Source organism: Microbacterium saccharophilum, from assembly GCF_007992455.1.
Lineage (GTDB): Bacteria > Actinomycetota > Actinomycetes > Actinomycetales > Microbacteriaceae > Microbacterium > Microbacterium saccharophilum.
The window spans coordinates 35,579-52,906 of the sequence record NZ_BKAH01000015.1 but is presented as its reverse complement, the minus strand read 5'-3'; the positions used below and the strand labels follow the sequence as shown (position 1 = coordinate 52,906).

Below are 17,328 nucleotides of genomic sequence, written 5' to 3'. Positions count from 1 at the left end.
GCTAGAGTGCCCGGATGGTCGACATCGAGATGGCGCGGATCGGCGCGGGGCGCGTCGAGCTCCACGACGCGCGGCGCCGGCTGCGTCGCACGGTGCAGCTCGCACCGTTCGAGATCGGCGTGTACCCGGTGACCGAGGCGCAGCTGGCCGAGGTCCTCGGGATCACGGCCGCGCATCCGCAGCGTCCGGCGGTGGAGGTCGCATGGCTGCGAGCCGTGCACTTCTGCAACGCCGCGTCGGAGTGGGAGGGCCTCGACCCGGTGTACGCGTTCGACGGGGAGGACGTGACCTGGCATGTGGATGCCGACGGCTACCGCCTGCCGACGGAGGCCGAGTGGGAGTTCGCGTGCCGCGCCGGCTCGACCGGCGCGCACTACGGGCCGCTGCGGGAGGTCGCGTGGACGAGCGCCGACGGCGTGGACGCGCCGCAGAACGTGGGCGGCAAGCTGCCGAACCTCAACGGTCTCTTCGACACGCTCGGGAACGTCTGGGAGTGGTGCTGGGACCTGCTGGACCCCGCCCGGTATCGCGACTACCGGGTCTTCCGCGGCGGCGGGTTCGCCGACGATGCCGCGAGCGTGCGCGCGTCGACGCGGCGCGGCGGTGCGCCGCGCATGCACCACGAGGATGTCGGGTTCCGCCTCGCCCGCGGCGGATTCGACACACCGGGGGCGGCGCAGGGGTGGTCCGCGGCGGACGATGCGGCGCGCGCAGACATCGACGGCCCGCTGCCGCCGGGGTGGACCCCGCTGCGGTGACCGATTCTCCGAGCGATGTCGATTCCGCTCCCGGCCGTTCGACGTCATAGTGAGAGGGAGCCGACGGCATCCCCACACACGCAGGGAGAAGAGCACATGAAGCACATGCTGATCATGCGGGCCACCGCCGACGCGGTCGCGGCGTACGAGGAGATGGACTTCGAGACCGTCATCAACGCGATGGGCGCATACAACGAGGCCATGATGAAGGCGGGCGTCATGGTCGCCGGCGACGGCCTCGCGCCCGAGCCTGGCTACGTCGTCGACTTCTCCGCCGACCCGCCGCTGGTCACGGACGGCCCCTACGGCGAAGTGCACGAGCTGTTCAACGGCTTCTGGATCATCCAGACCGCCACCGCCGACGAGGCCGTCGAATGGGCCAAGCGCTGCCCGCTCGGACCGGGGTCGAAGCTGGAGGTGCGCCGCGTGACCGATGAGACCGACTTCGCGGATTACGCCGACAACGAGTTGGTGAAGAAGGAAGCCGGCTGGCGGGACGAGCTCGCGCAGCCATGACGCCGGCGGACGCCGCGCGCGCCATCGACGCCGTCTGGCGCATCGAGGGCGCGCGCATCGTCGCGGCCCTCGCCCGCATGACGGGTGACCTCGGGTTCGCGGAGGACGTGGCCCAGGAGGCGGTGGCGGAGGCGCTCGCGTCCTGGCCGGAGAACGGCATCCCCGCCAACACCGGCGCCTGGCTCACCGCGGTCGCGAAACGCCGGGTGATCGACGCCTGGCGGCGCCGGGAGCGCCTGGACGAGCGCCACCGCGCGATCGCGCACGACCTCGCGGAGGCCGTCGAGGACGAGTGGGAGCCCATCGACGACGACCTGCTGCGCCTCGTGTTCACGGCGTGTCACCCGGCGCTGTCGCGGGAATCGCAGGTCGCGCTGACCCTGCGGGTCGTCGGCGGGCTCACCACGGTCGAGATCGCGCGGATGCTGCTCGTCCCGGTCGCGACGGTCCAGGCGCGCATCACCCGGGCCAAGAGGACGCTCGCCGCGGCGCACGTGCCCTTCGAGACGCCCGACCCGTCGGAGTGGCGGCAGCGACTCGATGGCGTGTTGAGCGTCGTGTACCTCGTGTTCACCGAGGGCTATTCCGCGACGACGGGGGAGCGGTGGACCCGCCCCGACCTTGCGGACGAGGCCCTCCGATTGGGGCGCGTGCTAGCGGGCCTGCTGCCGCGGGAACCCGCGACGCACGCGCTCGTCGCGCTCATGGAGTTCCAGCGGTCGCGGTTCGCGGCACGGGAATCGCGGACCGGAGCCCCGATCCTGCTGGCCGACCAGGACCGGAGTCGATGGGACCACGGCCAGATCGCGCGCGGACGCGCCGCCCTGCGCCGCGCCGACGCGGAGGCCGCGGCCCGCGGCCAGGGGAGAGGCGCCTACGCGCTGCAGGCGGCGATCGCGGAGTGCCACTGCGTCGCGCCCAGCGTCGAGCAGACCGATTGGGAGCGGATCGTGGTGCTCTACGAGGCGCTGGGCCGGATCGCGCCGAGTCCCGTCGTCGAGCTGAACCGGGCCGTCGCCGTCTCGATGGCCACGGGGCCGGCGACGGCGCTCGCGATCGTGGACGACCTCGCCGCGGCGGGGGAGCTGCGCGGGTCGCCGCTCCTGCCGAGCGTCCGCGGCGAGCTGCTGGCCCGGCTGGGACGCGCTGCCGAGGCGCGCGCGGAGTTCGAGGAGGCGGCATCCCGCACCGCGAGCGCGCCGCAGCGCGCGCTGCTGGAGGCGAAGGCGGCGGCTCTGGACTGACCCTCAGTCGGCGACCGCAGCAGGTCCCGACGCTCCGTCCGCGCGCGCATCTGCAGGACCGACCGTGACCACTGGGACAGAAGTCGCCTCGTACGTCCCACGCGTCACACCCGGTCCTGCATTTCGCCGCGGTCAGGGCCGCCAGACGTTCACCGGGTGATCGGCTGGGTGCGGCCGCGCGCGTCGCCGCGACGAACGGTAGGATCCGGTGTGACCTGTGTGACGCATGAGCGGTCATCCGCCCCACGCGTCACATCCGAACCTGCAGTTCGCGCGCACGCGGGGGACGCGCCGCAGCGCGCCGACACCCAGGCGGGGAGGCTCCACCCTCAGGTGAACTGACATAATGTGCATTATCGGCTAATGGTTGTCACGGGGTCAGAAGGGCTGCGGCGGGGCGCCTAGGCTCGAGGTGTGCTGGACTCGCTCACCGGATTCGTCGTCGTCGGCGTCGCGATCCTCGTGGGCTGGATCATCGCCCGCATCGATCTGCTCGGCCCGCATGCGCGCCACGTCCTCGGCCGGCTCACGTTCTTCGTCCTGTCACCGTTCCTGCTGTTCGTCGTGCTGGCGCAGGCCGACGTGCACACGCTCTTCTCCGCGCTGCTGCCGGTCTCGGCGATCGCCGCGGCGGCGGTCTTCGTCATCCACGCCGTCGTGGCGCGGTTCGTCTGGCGACGGGATGCCGGAGAGACCCTCATCGGGACGCTCTCGGCCGGCCAGGTCAACTCCAACAACATGGGCATCCCGCTGTCGCTGTACCTGCTCGGCAGCGCCGCGTTCCCGGCACCCGTCATCCTCCTGCAGCTCCTCGTCTTCACGCCGCTGTCGATGGCCGCCTTCGAGGCGATCTCGACCGGTCAGCGGCGCGTCAACCCGATCCTCCGGCGGACGCTGACGAACCCGATCGTCGTGGGATCGGTGCTCGGCGTGGTCGTGTCGCTGTCCGGCATCCGCCTGCCACCGATCGTCATGGAGCCGGCGAGCCTCGTCGCGGACGCCTGCATCCCCGTGCTGCTCATCAGCTACGGCATGTCGCTGCACGGCCAGCGCGTCCTGTCCCCGTCCGGCCGGCGCCGCGACATCCTCCTCGCGACGACACTGAAGCTCCTCGTCATGCCGCTCGTCGCGTGGACGGTCGCAGCCCTCGTCTTCCGCCTCGGACCCGCGGATGTCCTCATCGTGACCGTGCTGGCGGCCCTGCCGACCGCGCAGAACGTCTTCAACTACGCGCAGCGCTACGACGTCGGCGAGACGATCGCCCGCGACACCATCCTGCTCACCACCGTCGGCTGCGTGCCGGTCCTGCTGGGCATCACGCTCCTCCTCGGCTGACGGCGCCCGCGGGATGCCGTAGCACCGAGGAAGCCCACGGGTCTACCCTGGTGCCACCTTCGTGCCCGAGACCTCGCAGAAAGGGCCTCCATGACCACCGACACCGACATCGGCAGACCCGCCACCGACACCCTCCGCGCCGCCCTCGGCATCAGCGGCATCCTCGCCCTCATCGCGGGCCTGCTGATCCTCATCTGGCCGGGCAAGACCGCGCTGGTGGTCGCCGGCATCGTCGCGATCTACGCCATCGCGTCCGGCCTCGCGTACGCCGCGCTGGGCCTCTTCTCGCGTAACAAGGGCGGCTGGGCGCGTGTCGGCCACGTCGTTCTCGGCCTCATCTTCATCGTCGCGGGCATCGTCGCGTTCGCCAACCTCACCGCGACCGCGGTGTGGCTCGCGGCGTTCCTCGGCATCCTCGTCGGCATCATGTGGATCATCGAGGGCGTCGTGTCGCTGTCCACGCTGGGCGCCTCCGGGTCGCGCATCTGGACCGTGATCTTCGCGGTGCTCTCCATCATCGCCGGCATCATGCTGCTGTTCTCGCCGCTCTGGGGCGCCGTCGTCCTGTGGTGGCTGCTCGGCATCGGTGCGGTGGTGCTCGGCATCACGAACATCGTCCGCGCCGTCACCTACGGACGCTGACGACCGGGCTCATCAGGCCGCGACGGGCAGGTGCCTCGTCCACCACTCGAGGACGGCGTCGAAGCGCTGCACACGATGCCGCGGCTGTCCGGCCCGGGTGAGCTCGTGGTCCTCGCCCGGGAAGACGAGCATCTCGGCCTCGGTCCCCTGCCGCTTCAGCGCCGAGTAGTACCGGGTCGCCTGCTCCAGGGGGCACCGGTAGTCCAGTTCGGAATGCAGCACGAGCGTCGGGGTGCGCACCTGATCGACGACGGCCATCGGGCTCTGCGCCGCCATCTGCTCCGGATCGACCCCGACGTACTCGTCGCCGAAGAACGAGCCGATGTCGCTCGTACCCTGGAAGCTCACCGGGTCGAGGAACCCGCGCTCCACGATCGCGCCGGCGAACCGGTGCTCGTGCGCGATGATCCACGCCGTCAGGTATCCGCCGTACGAGCCGCCCATCACCCCGACGCGCTCCCCGTCGAGGCGCGCGTCGGCGGCCACGACGCCGTCGAGGAAGTCGATGACGTCGTGGAAGTCGACGGTGCCCATCGCCTGCCGGATGCTGCGACCGTGGGCGCGGCCGTAGCCGGCACTCCCCCGCGGGTTGCAGTACACGACGGCGTAGCCGGCATCCACGAGCACCTGCGTCTCGTCGAAGACATGTATGCCGTAACTGGCATACGGTCCTCCGTGGATCTGCAGGATGACGGGGAACGGCCCCTCCCCTGCGGGCGCGGCGACCCAGCCGTGGATCGGATAGCCGTCCCGGCCCGCGATCTCCCGCTCCTCCGGGAGCACGAGCCCCGCCCCGCGAAGGGGTGCGCCGAAGTCGGTGAGGGGGCCCCGGCCGACGAGAGCGAGCTCGCCGAAGGAGTCCGGGGTCGTGTACGCGACCACGATCCGCTCCCCCGCCGCGGCATGCCCGACGACCTCGACGGCGCCGGTGAACACCGGGGTCGTCGCGCCGTCCCGCGCGACGCGGACCAGGGTCACCGTCCCGCGCGAGCGGTTCTGCACGAGGAAGTCGTCGCCGACCGCACTGATGTGCGAGCCGGCCTCACCGAGGTCGACGGCGTCCGGGTCGGTCAGCAGGCGCGGTCCGGCGGCGTCCAGCAGGTAGAGGCCGACGGCGGGGGCGATGAAGTCGACCCGCCCTTCGCCGACGCCGCTCGCGAGCATCGCGACGGTCCCGTCCGCGGCGACCGCGATCTCGTCGACGGAGAGCAGCGCGGTCCGCGCGAGCACCTCGCGCGCCGGTCCCCCGTCCACGGGCAGCGCCACGACACGCGAGCTCAGGTCGCGCCGGTCGTTCTCGATCTCGTCGACCACCGCGAGGATCTCGCTCCCGTCGGCGGTGAAGACCACGCCGCTGTACGAGGCATCGCCCTCGGTGAGGGGCACCGCATCCGCGGCGACGAGCCGCTTCTTCGGCGGCTCCGAGCCCTCCGGTCGCACGGCGGGGGCCGGCTCGTAGAACGGCTCGGCGCCCGGATCGGGCACGTCGACGACGAAGACGTGGGCGGGCCGGTCGGCGAGGTAGCCGAGCCCGTTGGCGTGCCAGCGGATGCCGGTGATCCGCCGCGGCGCCTCGGCGGTCGGCTCGAGGCCCTCGACGGTGCCGTACCGGCCCCCCTCGGGGACGCGGGCGGTGAAGGCGAGGCGGGCGGCGTCCGGCGACCATGCGAATGAGCCGACGCCGGCGGGCGCGTCCGTGACCTGCACGGGCTCCCCTCCCCCCGCTGCCACGACGAAGATCTGCGCCTTGCTCTTGGCGTCGGCGCGCAGGAACGCCACGAGGTCCCCGGCGGGCGAGAGGCGCGGCGTGCTGTCCGCGACGCCCCGGGTCAGCCGCCGCGGCGTGCCGTCCGGCAGCTCGACGCGCCACAGCTGGCCGACGGGGCGGTTGGCCGCGGGGTCGGGACGGGATGCGGCGAACACCGCGAACGCGCCGTCGGGCGCGATCGTGGGGCGCCCGACGCTGATCAGCTTGTCGATGTCGGTCGCGCGCATGCTCACTCTCCGCCGAACGAGCTCACGTCGCCGACGAGGCGGGTGTTGTCGGCGGGGACGGGCTCGACAGCCGCGAGCGCGACCTCGGCGGCGAACTCGGAGACGTTGTAGAGCTTGCCGGCCGATTCGCGGCGGTTCGCGATCGCGCCGGGGTTGGCGCGCTCGAGCAGGGTGGCCGTGATCGTGCCCTCGATCATGTCGCCGGAGACGACCACGAAGTCGATGCCGCGCTCGGTGAGCGCCGGGATGCGCTCGCGCAGGGCGTCCTCGCCGGCGCGCTTGGACTGGGCGACGACGTCGTACTCGGCCATGGTCGGGGTGGTCCGGATGAAGTGGGCCTGGTGGCTCGTGACGAACACGACGCGGGATCCGTCGTGCAGGAGCGGCAGGGCCGCCTCGAGCACGCCGATCTGGGCGTCGCGGTTGAGCGTCAGGGCGTAGTCCTCCGCCATCCCGCTCTCCATGCCGCCGGAGGCGTTCAGCACGAGGATGTCGAGGCCGCCGAAGCGCTCCTTCACGGCCGCGAACATCTCCTCGACGGATGCCGGGTCGGTGAGGTCCGCGCCGACGACGAGCGCCTCGACGCCGAGGTCGCGCAGCTCGCCCGCGAGCTTCTCGGCGCGGGGGGCCTTGTTGCGGAAGTTGATGACGACGTTCGCGCCCCCCTGCGCGAAGTAGCGGACGGTGTCGGCGCCGATGCCGCGCGAGGAGCCCGTGACGAGGGCGGTCCGCCCGGTGAGCGATCCGGCGGGAATGGGCTGGGACATGTGCTGCTCCTGCTGCGTCGAGTCGCCCACGGCATCCGCCGCGGGCCTCTGCGAGCCTACCAACCGGGGCATTCCGGTCCCGGTGTAGGGTTCGAACAGAACCACGCGGAAGGAGTGGGCGATGCTGCCGGACCTCACCGAGTACCTCTGGATCGCGTGGCTCGTGCTCGCCATCCTCTTCGTCATCATCGAGCTCCTGACCCTCGAGTTCACCTTCCTCATGCTCGGCACCGGCACCCTCATCGGCGGCCTCGGCGTGAACCTGCTGGGCGGCGTGTGGTGGCTGCAGGTGCTCGCGGCGGCGGCCGTGTCCGCCCTGCTACTGTTCACCATCCGGCCGCTCCTCCTCCGCGCGCTGCGTCGCAGCAGCGCCCTCATCCCCTCGAACGTCGACGCCCTGTACGGCATCGGCGCCCGCGTCGTCACCCCGTTCGTCGGCGGCGACGGCTCCGTCCGCCTCGACAACGGCGAGACCTGGACGGCGCGCCTCGTCGGCGACCCGGCCGGCCTCGATGTCGGCGCCCGCGTGGTCGTCCGCGCCGTGCGCGGCGCCACCGTCGAGGTCGCCCCCGAAGAAAGGACCACCGACCATGGGTGACTTGGGAGCCTTCATCGGCCAGATCTTCATCGTCGTGCTGCTCGTCGTGGTGGCGATCTTCGTCATCGTCGTCGTGTTCCGCTCCATCCGGATCATCCCGCAGGCCTACGCCGGCGTCGTGGAGCGTCTCGGCCGCTACCAGCGGACGCTGAGTCCGGGGCTGAACCTCCTGGTCCCGTTCATCGACCGGGTCCGCCCGCTCGTGGACATGCGCGAGCAGGTGGTCTCCTTCCCGCCGCAGCCGGTCATCACGGAGGACAACCTCGTCGTCTCGATCGACACCGTCGTGTACTTCCAGGTCACCGACGCGCGCGCAGCGACCTACGAGATCGCGAACTACCTCGGCGCCGTCGAGCAGCTCACCACCACGACGCTCCGCAACGTCGTCGGCGGGCTGAACCTCGAAGAGGCCCTGACGAGCCGCGACAACATCAACGGGCAGCTGCGGGTGGTCCTCGACGAGGCCACCGGCAAGTGGGGCATCCGGGTCTCGCGGGTGGAGCTGAAGGCCATCGACCCGCCGCACTCGATCCAGGACTCGATGGAGAAGCAGATGCGCGCCGAGCGCGAGCGCCGGGCCACGATCCTGACGGCGGAGGGCTCGAAACAGTCGCAGATCCTCGAAGCCGAAGGCCGCCGCCAGGCGGCGATCCTGGGCGCGGAGGGCGACAAGCTCGCCGCGATCCTGCGTGCGGAGGGTGAGGCCGCCGCCATCAAGAACGTCTTCGACGCCATCCACGCGGGACGTCCGGACGAGAAGCTGCTCGCCTACCAGTACCTGCAGACCCTGCCGAAGATCGCCTCGAGCGCGTCGAGCAAGCTCTGGATCATCCCCAGCGAGATGACCGAGGCGCTCAAGGGCTTCAGCGCCGGTTTCGCGGGACGGACGACGGATGCCGCGGATGCGCCGCGGCCCGCGACCCCCACGGCCTCCGACTCGACCCCGGATGCCCCCGCCGCACACATCCCTCCGCCCCCGCCCTCGGCTCCCGCCCCGTGACGCATCCGTGGTTCCAGGCGTCCGCGGCACCGCGGGTGCTGGCTCACCGCGGGCTCGTGCCGCCGGACGCCGAGGGTGTGGCGGAGAACACGCTCGCGGCCTTCGCCGCCGCGCACGCCGCCGGCGCGACGTATGTCGAGTCGGACTGCCATCTCACGGCCGACGGCGAGGTCATCCTCTTCCACGACGACGACCTCGTCCGCGTCGCGGGAGACCCGCGCCGCGTCGCGGATGTCGGGCTGCGCGAGCTGCAGGCCATCATGGGCACGCGCGGGGGCCTCCTGACCCTCGCAGAAGCGCTCGACTCGTTCCCCACACTGAGGTTCAACCTTGACGTGAAGGTTGAAGCCGCCGCCGCGCCGGTGGGCCGCGCGGTGGCCGCGCATGCCGAGCGGGTGCTCCTGACGAGCTTCTCCGACGAGCGCCGGCGCGTCGCCCTGCGGTCCGCGGCGGACGGCGGCGGCTCCCCCGCGACCTCCGGCGGCACGCGGACGATCGCGCGGGTCCTCGGCGCCGTCGCGAGCCGGTCGGAGCGACTCGCCCGGCGGGCGCTCGCCGGGGTGGATGCCCTGCAGGTGCCGGAGCGGCACCGCGGCGTCCGCATCGTCACCCGCCGCCTCCTGGACGCCGCCCACCGCTCCGGCGTCGAGGTGCACGTCTGGACGGTCAACGACGCCGGCGACATGCGGCGGCTGCTCGAGATGGGGGTCGACGGACTCGTCACCGACCGCGCCGACACGGCGCTCGACGTGCTCTCCGGCCGCGCCTGACACGATCCCCTGGGGATCCGCTGTGAAAGGCCGCCGGGAGGCCGCCGTTCGGATGATCCACCCAGGTGGGGACGTTATACCTGAGGACGACGAGAGGACCATACGATGGCAGATCGCAGCCTGCGCGGCATCCGACTCGGCGCTTCCAGCCTACAGAGCGAGGAAGGCGTCGTGTTCCACGAGCGCGCCAATCACACCTACGTCTGCACGCAGTGCAGCCGGGAGACCGTCCTGACCTTCGCGGCCGACGCCGAGGTCCCCGAGGCATGGGAATGCCGCACGTGCGGCGGCGAAGCCGTCCTCCGTGTCGGAGACACCCTGGTGGAGGTCGACCACTCCGGCGACAAGATCGCCCGCACGCACTGGGACATGCTCCTGGAGCGCCGCAGCCTTCCCGAGCTGGAGGAGCTCCTCGAGGAGCGCCTCGCTCTCCTGCGCGCGCGGCGAGGTTCGGGCGAGAACGCCCGCCTCTCCGCCTGACGCTCAGACTACCGAGACGCCGGCCTCTTCGGAGGCCGGCGTCTTCGTCGTGCGCCGACGGCGCACCGCCCAGGCGACCGCGGCGACCGCGAGGACGCTCCCCCAGCCGAGGATGAGCTGCACCGCCGGCCCGATGATGACGGCGGGGGTCAGCCCGGTCCGCAGCGGCACGTCCGCGACGATCGCGCCGGCTTCGCCGGCCGGGAGCGACTCCAGCGTGGCGCCGTCCGGTGCGATGACCTGGCTCGTCCCGACGGTCGACAGGTTCACCACCGACCGTCCGGTCTCGATGGCGCGCATGCGCGCGAACGCCAGCTGCTGCAGGTTCTCGTCGGTGTCGCGGAAGTCGGCGTTGTTGGTCTGGAACATGTACACCTCGGCGCCGTCACGGGCACCGGACCAGATGACGTCGTCGTAGATGACGTCGAAGCAGATCGCCAGTCCGACCCCGATCCCGGCCACATCGAAGAACGGCGGGTTCGTCCCGGGGGTGTATTCGCGCTGGATGAGGCCGATGAGGTCGGGGGCGAGCATCTCGAAGAACCACCGGTCGGGGACGTACTCCCCCATGGGCACGGGATGCGACTTGTCGTGCAGCGCGACGGGGTTCTCCTGCCCGGCCTCCCACACCATCGAGGTGTTGAACACGTCCTCGCCGCGTTCGGTGGCGGCGTTGACGACGAGCGGCGCGCCGACCGTGTCGGACAGCCGGTCGAGCGTCCCGGCGACCGAGGCGTTCGCGGTCGGGTCGGCGTCGATCCCGCCTTCCGGCCACAGCAGGATGTCGAGGTCCTCCCCGATCAGCGGCGCCGTCGCGTCGAGCTGCGCCTGCAGCACGGCGTACCGCTCCCGCTCGTCGAAGTAGCCCGCCGGGCCGTTGCCCTGCACCGCGCCGACGCGCGCCGATCCGGCATCCACCGTCGGGAAAGCGGGCAGCGCGACGAGGAGCAGCACGGCCAGCGCCGCCGGCAGCGCGGAGCGGATGTCCCGCCACGCGCCGAGCCGCACCCACTCGATGACGGCGGCGACGAGGAACACCATGACGAAGGTGAGCCCCGTGACCCCGGTCCACGAGGCGAGGTGGGCGAGCGGACTCTCGGACTGGCTCATGCCGATCCGCCCCCAGGGGAAGCCGGTGTACGGCCACGACCCGAGGAAGAGCTCCCGTGCGGTCCAGAGTCCCGCGACGAGCGCCGGCAGGGCGAGCAGGCGGCCCCAGCGTCCGGGCGCGACCTGCGGCATCCACCGGTAGGCGAGCGCGATGAGGATGGCGCCGAGCGCGCTCAGCAGCGTCTCGAGCCCGGCCAGCGCGAACCACGGCACGACGCCGAGGTAGCGGGTGATCCAGACGATGTGGATGAGGTAGAAGCTCGCCGCGAAGACGAGACCGACGCCGAACGCGCCCCACGCCGTCCGCCCGATGAGGGAGACGAGCGAGAGCGCCACCCCGCCGAACGCGAGCGGCCACCAGCCCACATCGGGGAAGGCGAGGTCGAGGACGGGCCCGCCGGCCGCCGCGGCGAGGAGCGCGGCCCACAGGGGCAGCAACGGGCGGGGACGTTCGGGCACGGCTTCGAGCCTAGGCGAACGCTCCGCGGCGGTGGCGCTCACACCGAGCTGTACGCGACGATGCCGCGGCGGACGGACTCCAGCGCGCGCCGCGCCGTCCCCGCGACGTCCGCGTCGGCGACGATCGAGAGCTGATCGAGCAGATCGATGGTCTGCTTCACCCAGCGCACGAAGTCGCCGGCGGCGAGGTCGGCCTCGTCGAGCACGATGTCCAGCGGCATCCCGCGCGCCCAGGAGTGCATGGCCCGCGCGAGCCCCGTGGCGACCGGCTCCGAGCCGGGCAGCCGGTGGTCGCGCTCGAGATCGTCCAGCCGCGCCCACAGGTTCTGGGTCTCGCTGAGCGCCTGGCGGAACGCGCCCCGGGGCAGGCCCCGCTCCCCCGGGCCGGATTCGTCGCGCCGCGGCTCGTAGACGAGGCAGCAGGCGAGGGCGGCGAGCCCGGGCGCGTCGAGGTCGCGCCAGAGGCCGAGGCGCAGCGACTCGGCGACGAGCAGGTCGCGCTCGCCGTAGATGCGGCGCATCGTGGCACCGGCATCCGTCAGGGTGACGGCGCCGTCGGGGGCCACCGCGACGTAGTCGAGGGCGGCGAGCACGTCGACGACCCGGTCGAAGATGCGCGCGACGGTGCCGGTGCGGGTCTCGATCTGCTGCCGGAGCTTGTCGGTGCGCCGGCGCAGCTTCGTGTACCGCTCCGCCCACCGCGCGTGGTGCTCGCGGTCGGGGCAGGTCTGGCACGGGTGCCGCTGCAGCCGCCGGCGCAGCGCCTGCATCTCGTTCTGCCGGTGCTGCCGCGTCTTCGCGGTCGCCGTGCGGTCGGCCCGGTTGAGCTTCTCCAGATCGCTCAGGTCGCGGCGGAGGGCGGCGAACTCGGCGAAGTCGCCGCGGTCGCACGTCATCGAGGCGGCGTAGCCGGCGAGCGACTCCTCGGCCTCCTTGACCTGGCGGGCGAGGCCCACGACGGCGCGGTCGGCCTGGAACTGCGCGAATGAGGATTCCAGGATCTCCCGCGCCCGCGGCCGGCCGAACTGGTCGATGAGGTTCACGGCCATGTTGTAGGTGGGGCGGAAGCTGGAGTTGAGCGGATACGTGCGCCGCGAGGCCAGGGACGCGACGGACTGCGGGTCCATGCCCTCCGTCCACTGGATGACGGCGTGCCCTTCGACGTCGATCCCGCGCCGCCCCGCGCGGCCCGTGATCTGCGTGTACTCCCCCGAGGTGATGGCGACCCGCGCCTCCCCGTTGAACTTCTCGAGCTTCTCCAGCACGACGGTGCGCGCGGGCATGTTGATGCCGAGCGCGAGCGTCTCCGTCGCGAAGACGGCCTTCACGAGCTTCCGCTGAAACAGTTCCTCGACGATCTCCTTGAACGCCGGCAGGAGCCCGGCGTGATGGGCCGCGACGCCGCGTTCGAGGTTCTCCTTCCACTCCCAATACCCGAGCACCCCGAGATCCTCGTCGAGCATGGTCCGGGTGCGCTCGTCGACGATCTGGCGGATCTCGTCGCGCTCCTCCCGGCTCGTGAGCCGGACCCCCGACCGGCGCACCTGCTGCACGGCGGCGTCGCAGCCGGCCCGGCTGAAGATGAAGAAGATCGCCGGCAGCAGGTTGTTCCGGGCGAGCAGCTCGACGACGTCGGGCCGGTCGAGGCGCTCGATGCGCTGCACGTTCGCGGCGCGGACGGGCCGTTTCCCGCCCTTGTGCGGACGCCGGTGCGTCCCCTCGAACCCGCCGGCGCTGCGCTGCTGCTGCACCTGCCGGTTGCGTTCGAAGTTCGGTCCCTTGACCGAGCGGATGCGCATGAGCTCCTGGTTGACCTGTGCCGTCGCGATGCCGGCCCGGTCGTCGAAGAGCGGCAGGAGGTCGCCGCGGACGAGGACGTGCTGCTCCAGCGGCACGGGCCGGATCTCCGAGACGATGACCTCCGTGTCGCCGCGCACGGTGTCCAGCCAGTCGCCGAACTCCTCCGCGTTGGAGACGGTCGCGGACAGCGACACGATCCGCACGGACGGCGGCAGGTGGATGATGACCTCTTCCCACACCGCCCCGCGGAACCGGTCGGCGAGGTAGTGCACCTCGTCCATCACGACGAAGCGGAGACCGCGGAGCGCGGGCGAGTCCGCGTAGAGCATGTTGCGGAGCACCTCGGTCGTCATGACGACGACCCGGGCGTTGCCGTTGATGTTGGTGTCGCCGGTGAGCAGGCCCACCTCGTCCGGACCGTACACGTCCTGCAGCTCGCGGAACTTCTGGTTCGACAGCGCCTTCATGGGCGTCGTGTAGAACGCCTTGTCGCCCGGCTCGAGCATCGCGAGGTGGATCGCGAACTCCCCCACGATCGTCTTCCCGGCGCCGGTGGGCGCGGCGACGAGGACGCTCTTGCCGTCCTCCAGCGCGTGGCAGCCCGCGATCTGGAACGGGTCGAGGTCGAACCGCTGTCCCGCGGCGAAGGCGGCCGACAGCGGATGCGACTTCGTGGCCTCGGCCCGAGCGAACCGCTCGGCCGGATCCATCACGACAGGGATCCCGGGGCCTGGGCGAGCATGGCGGCGTCGCGCTTGGCGCGCCGGCGGTCGAAGATCATCGACAGGCCGGCGGCGGCGAAGAACAGCACGACGAGGATGCCGGCGAGCAGCAGCATGCTCACGATGTCGGCGGCCGGCGTCGCGAGGCCGGCGAACACGACGGCGACGAGGATCGCGACCCGCCAGCCGCCCAGGATGGCGCGCCCGCTCATGACGCCCGCGAGGTTCAGCGCGACGAGGAACACCGGCAGGACGAAGGAGACGCCGATGACGACGAGGAGCTTGAACACGAAGTCGTAGTAGTACCGCGCCTCGAACATGTTCGACGCGCCCTCGGGGGTGAAGCCGGCCATGATCTCCACGATGTGCGGCATGACGAGCCAGCCGACGTAGCAGCCGGCGAAGAACAGCGGCACGGCGGCGGCGACGAAGCCGATCGTGTAGCGGATCTCCTTGCGGGTGAGCCCCGGCACGAGGAACGCCCAGATCTGCCAGAGCCACACCGGCGCCGAGATGATGATGCCGACCGCGAAGGCGATCCGCAGGCGCATGTCGAAGGGACCCGTGACGTTCTGGTACATGAGGCTGACGAGCTCGTCGTTCCCGCGGCGCTCGGCGACGAGCCGGATGGGCTCGGTCATGGCCCAGATGACGGCATCCGTGAGGAAGAACGCCAGCACCATGCCGACGACGAGCGCGATGCCGGCGATGATGAGGCGCTTGCGCAGCTCGACGAGGTGCTCGGCCAGCGTCATGCGCTTGTCGCGCTGCGGGTTGTCGTCCTCACCGACCCGCGGGCGGAAGGCCGTGGCCACGACCGGCTACGGCCTGGTGGTGTCGGGGCCGGTCGGTCCGGGCGTCGGGTCGGCGGGGGCCGTGGGCGCCACGGTCGGGGACGCCGGGTTCTCGACGGTGGATGCCGTCCCCGCAGCGACGTCATCCTCCTTCATGGCCTTCATCTCGCCCTTGAAGATGCGGGCGGACTGCCCCATGCTCTTCGCCAGCGCCGGCAGCTTGGCCGCCCCGAAGAGCAGCAGGATGACGATCAGGAGGATCCACAGGTGTGGACCTGCGAACAGATTTCCCATGGGCGGCTCCTCGTCGCGAGATTTCGATCAGTCTACCTGGCCGGACGCCGGGACCGGTCAGCGGTACTGGGCGAGCCCGGCCTCGGCCCAGGCGGCGGCGGCCCGGCGCGCCGACTCGGGCGCGAGGATCTCGACGTCGCCGCCGTGGCGGGCGGCGAGACGCTTCAGGCTGCGCTCGTCCGCGACCCGCAGCCGCGCGTCGCGGAACTCGCCGTCGCCCGTGACGGTGGCCCGGTCGAGGAAGTCGGCCAGCAGGGTCGCGATCGTCGCGCGGTAGCGCACCTCGGCGACGGCATCCGTCTCGCTCGGCTCGAAGAGGTCGGGTACGGCGTCGGAACCGTGCGCGATGGGGATGTCGGTGAGCCGCACGTCGCTGACCCGCTCGAGGTGGAAGGTGCGCATGGCCTCGCGGAGGTGGCACCAGCCCTGCAGGTACCACTGCCCGCCCGCGATGTGGACCTTCACCGGGTCGACGGTGCGGGTCGTCGGCTCGTGGTCGGGTGCGTGGTAGGTGAAGGAGACGGCGACGCCGTGGCGGAGGGCCTCGGCGACGCGCACGCGGACATCGTCCACGGCGTCCGGGGCCACGATCACGTCGGCGGGGGCCGCGGAGGCGCCGCGTGCCAGCTTGGCGAGGAGTCCCTGCACGACGCCGCTGTCGCCGACGCCGGGAAGCGACGCGGCCAGCTGCAGACCCGCGAGCAGCGCGGCCGCCTCCCGTGCGGTGAGGCGGGGCGTGCGCTCCAGTCCGACGCTGTTCGTGATGGAGATGATGCCCTGCTCGTCGAGGAGGTCCCAGTCGATGTCGAACAGGTCGTTCGCCATCTGCCAGAAGCCGCCGTCGCCGGGGAGGCCGATGACCGTGAGCTTCTCGACCATCTCCCGCATCTGCTCCGGGGTGACCTCGAAGGCGTCTGCCGCCTCAGCGACGGACACCTCGCCCTTGCCGATGAGGTAGGGCACGAGCTGCAGGATGAGTGCGGCGCGATCGGTGGCGAGCAGGGGCTTCGCGCTCATGCGGCTCCTCCGTGCACGGCGAGCGTGCGCTCCAGCCGGGCGATGACCTCGTCGCGCAGCTGCGCCGGTTCCACGACCCGCACCTCGGGCCCGTAGGAGGCCAGCTCGTCGGCGAAGATGTGCACGTCGACGTACGGCACGTGGATGCCCTGGTCGGCGGGGATCGCGCGGCGGTGCAGCCGCAGCGCGGCCTCCGTGCCCGGCGCCACCTCCACGAGGGCGCGCTGCCTGGCCGCGACCTCCTGGAGGCCCCGGAGGGCCTTGTCGCCCGCCCCGTCGCGCAGCGCGAGGTCGAACGTCTCGCGGGTCGAGCGCACGTCCGAGACGATGCGGGACAGGAGGAAGGTGCGCTCCGCGTCCTGGATCAGATCGAACCCGTAGACGTGCCAGCGGCCCTCGTACTCCAGCAGCGCGAGCGGCTGGATGCGGCGGGTGTGGGCGGTGTCGTCGCCGCCCTTGAGGTACTCGAACTCAGCGACGCGGCCCTGCTCGATGGCACGCTGGAGCGGGGTGAAGGCGGGTTCGCGCAGGTTGATGCGGGGCGAGTACCCGATGATGGGCGCGTCGACCTCGTTGCCGAGGGCGCGGATCTTGCGGAGGCCGCCGCGCGCGTCGGCCGACATCGAGCTTTCGCTCCAGACGCCGCCCGCGAGGTTCAGCACGGCCAGCTCCGCCGGCGTGAAGTCGATGTCCGCGGGCAGCTCGTACTCCGCCGTCGGCACACGGTAGCGCGCTTCGCGCAGGTCGTCCGGGTCGGCGTAGTCGCCGATCGTCTCGATGGGGACGCCGAGCGCACGGAGGTTCTCCTTGTCGCGCTCGAACATCTTCTCCAGCGCGTCCTTCTTGGCGCCGGCCTCGCTCTGCTCGCGGTACCCCGAGACGGACGTGAGGATCGTGTCCTTCGTCAACCCCTGCTCGGTCGCCATGAGCGCGACGACGAGGTTGACGAGCCGCTCCTCGGGAGCGCTGCGGGTCGGATCCTTGGCCACCGCACCATCCTAGGCCGGTGCGTCGCCGCGCTCCCCGG

The 17,328-nt window shown here is 71.8% G+C and carries 17 protein-coding genes; 9 read left to right on the top strand and 8 right to left on the bottom strand.

From position 1 onward, the window contains the following. Positions 1-14: 14 nt before the first annotated feature. The 5 genes from MSA03_RS12690 to MSA03_RS12670 all read left to right on the top strand — a co-directional run bounded on the left by MSA03_RS12690 (position 15) and on the right by MSA03_RS12670 (position 4,495). A complete protein-coding gene (locus MSA03_RS12690) occupies positions 15-758 on the top strand; it encodes a formylglycine-generating enzyme family protein (protein ID WP_147051269.1) in 744 nt (247 codons plus the stop codon). Between the two features lie 96 nt (positions 759-854). Beyond that, entirely contained in the window at positions 855-1,274 is a 420-nt protein-coding gene (locus tag MSA03_RS12685; RefSeq protein WP_147051268.1) for a YciI family protein, read from the top strand. Continuing rightward, positions 1,271-2,518, top strand: coding sequence for an RNA polymerase sigma factor (locus MSA03_RS12680; RefSeq protein ID WP_147051267.1), 1,248 nt, complete (start codon positions 1,271-1,273; stop codon positions 2,516-2,518). The genes MSA03_RS12685 and MSA03_RS12680 overlap by 4 nt, the downstream gene beginning before the upstream one ends. A 414-nt stretch (positions 2,519-2,932) precedes the next feature. Continuing rightward, positions 2,933-3,853, top strand: a complete 921-nt coding sequence (locus tag MSA03_RS12675) for an AEC family transporter (protein ID WP_147051266.1) — start codon at positions 2,933-2,935, stop codon at positions 3,851-3,853. 90 nt (positions 3,854-3,943) lie between these two features. Continuing rightward, a complete protein-coding gene (locus MSA03_RS12670; protein ID WP_147051265.1) occupies positions 3,944-4,495 on the top strand; it encodes an HdeD family acid-resistance protein in 552 nt (183 codons plus the stop codon). 12 nt (positions 4,496-4,507) lie between these two features. Here MSA03_RS12670 and MSA03_RS12665 read toward each other — a convergent pair whose 3' ends face one another. Both MSA03_RS12665 and MSA03_RS12660 read right to left on the bottom strand, forming a co-directional pair. Then, positions 4,508-6,490: a S9 family peptidase gene (locus tag MSA03_RS12665; protein ID WP_147051264.1), complete on the bottom strand. Its 1,983-nt coding sequence runs from the start codon at positions 6,488-6,490 to the stop codon at positions 4,508-4,510. Positions 6,491-6,492: 2 nt separating this feature from the next. Next, positions 6,493-7,257: an SDR family oxidoreductase gene (locus MSA03_RS12660; protein ID WP_147051263.1), complete on the bottom strand. Its 765-nt coding sequence runs from the start codon at positions 7,255-7,257 to the stop codon at positions 6,493-6,495. A 121-nt stretch (positions 7,258-7,378) separates the two neighbouring features. Between MSA03_RS12660 and MSA03_RS12655 the strand changes: the two genes are divergently transcribed. From MSA03_RS12655 to MSA03_RS12640, 4 genes are all read left to right on the top strand, one after another. Then, positions 7,379-7,855, top strand: a complete 477-nt coding sequence (locus tag MSA03_RS12655; RefSeq protein ID WP_028495765.1) for an NfeD family protein — start codon at positions 7,379-7,381, stop codon at positions 7,853-7,855. After that, positions 7,848-8,855 (top strand): SPFH domain-containing protein, encoded by a 1,008-nt coding sequence (locus MSA03_RS12650; RefSeq protein ID WP_147051262.1) that lies wholly within the window; start codon positions 7,848-7,850, stop codon positions 8,853-8,855. The genes MSA03_RS12655 and MSA03_RS12650 overlap by 8 nt, the downstream gene beginning before the upstream one ends. After that, a complete protein-coding gene (locus MSA03_RS12645) occupies positions 8,852-9,625 on the top strand; it encodes a glycerophosphodiester phosphodiesterase family protein (protein ID WP_028495767.1) in 774 nt (257 codons plus the stop codon). The genes MSA03_RS12650 and MSA03_RS12645 overlap by 4 nt, the downstream gene beginning before the upstream one ends. 105 nt (positions 9,626-9,730) lie before the next feature. Then, positions 9,731-10,105, top strand: coding sequence for an RNA polymerase-binding protein RbpA (locus MSA03_RS12640; protein WP_028495768.1), 375 nt, complete (start codon positions 9,731-9,733; stop codon positions 10,103-10,105). A 3-nt stretch (positions 10,106-10,108) separates the two neighbouring features. Here MSA03_RS12640 and lnt read toward each other — a convergent pair whose 3' ends face one another. The 6 genes from lnt to MSA03_RS12610 all read right to left on the bottom strand — a co-directional run bounded on the left by lnt (position 10,109) and on the right by MSA03_RS12610 (position 17,290). After that, entirely contained in the window at positions 10,109-11,674 is a 1,566-nt protein-coding gene (gene lnt, locus MSA03_RS12635; protein WP_147051261.1) for an apolipoprotein N-acyltransferase, read from the bottom strand. 38 nt (positions 11,675-11,712) lie between these two features. Further along, entirely contained in the window at positions 11,713-14,184 is a 2,472-nt protein-coding gene (locus MSA03_RS12630; protein ID WP_174799886.1) for a DEAD/DEAH box helicase, read from the bottom strand. Continuing rightward, complete coding sequence (tatC, locus tag MSA03_RS12625) at positions 14,184-14,951, bottom strand: twin-arginine translocase subunit TatC (RefSeq protein WP_028495771.1); 768 nt, start codon at positions 14,949-14,951, stop codon at positions 14,184-14,186. Before tatC ends, MSA03_RS12630 begins: the two co-directional genes overlap by 1 nt. Positions 14,952-15,017: 66 nt before the next feature. Next, positions 15,018-15,284 carry a twin-arginine translocase TatA/TatE family subunit gene (locus tag MSA03_RS12620; RefSeq protein WP_028495772.1) on the bottom strand — a complete coding sequence of 89 codons (267 nt, stop codon included), beginning with the start codon at positions 15,282-15,284 and terminating at the stop codon, positions 15,018-15,020. 57 nt (positions 15,285-15,341) lie between these two features. After that, complete coding sequence (locus tag MSA03_RS12615) at positions 15,342-16,301, bottom strand: helix-turn-helix transcriptional regulator (protein ID WP_028495773.1); 960 nt, start codon at positions 16,299-16,301, stop codon at positions 15,342-15,344. After that, entirely contained in the window at positions 16,298-17,290 is a 993-nt protein-coding gene (locus MSA03_RS12610; protein WP_147051259.1) for a helix-turn-helix transcriptional regulator, read from the bottom strand. Before MSA03_RS12610 ends, MSA03_RS12615 begins: the two co-directional genes overlap by 4 nt. Positions 17,291-17,328 lie beyond the last annotated feature (38 nt).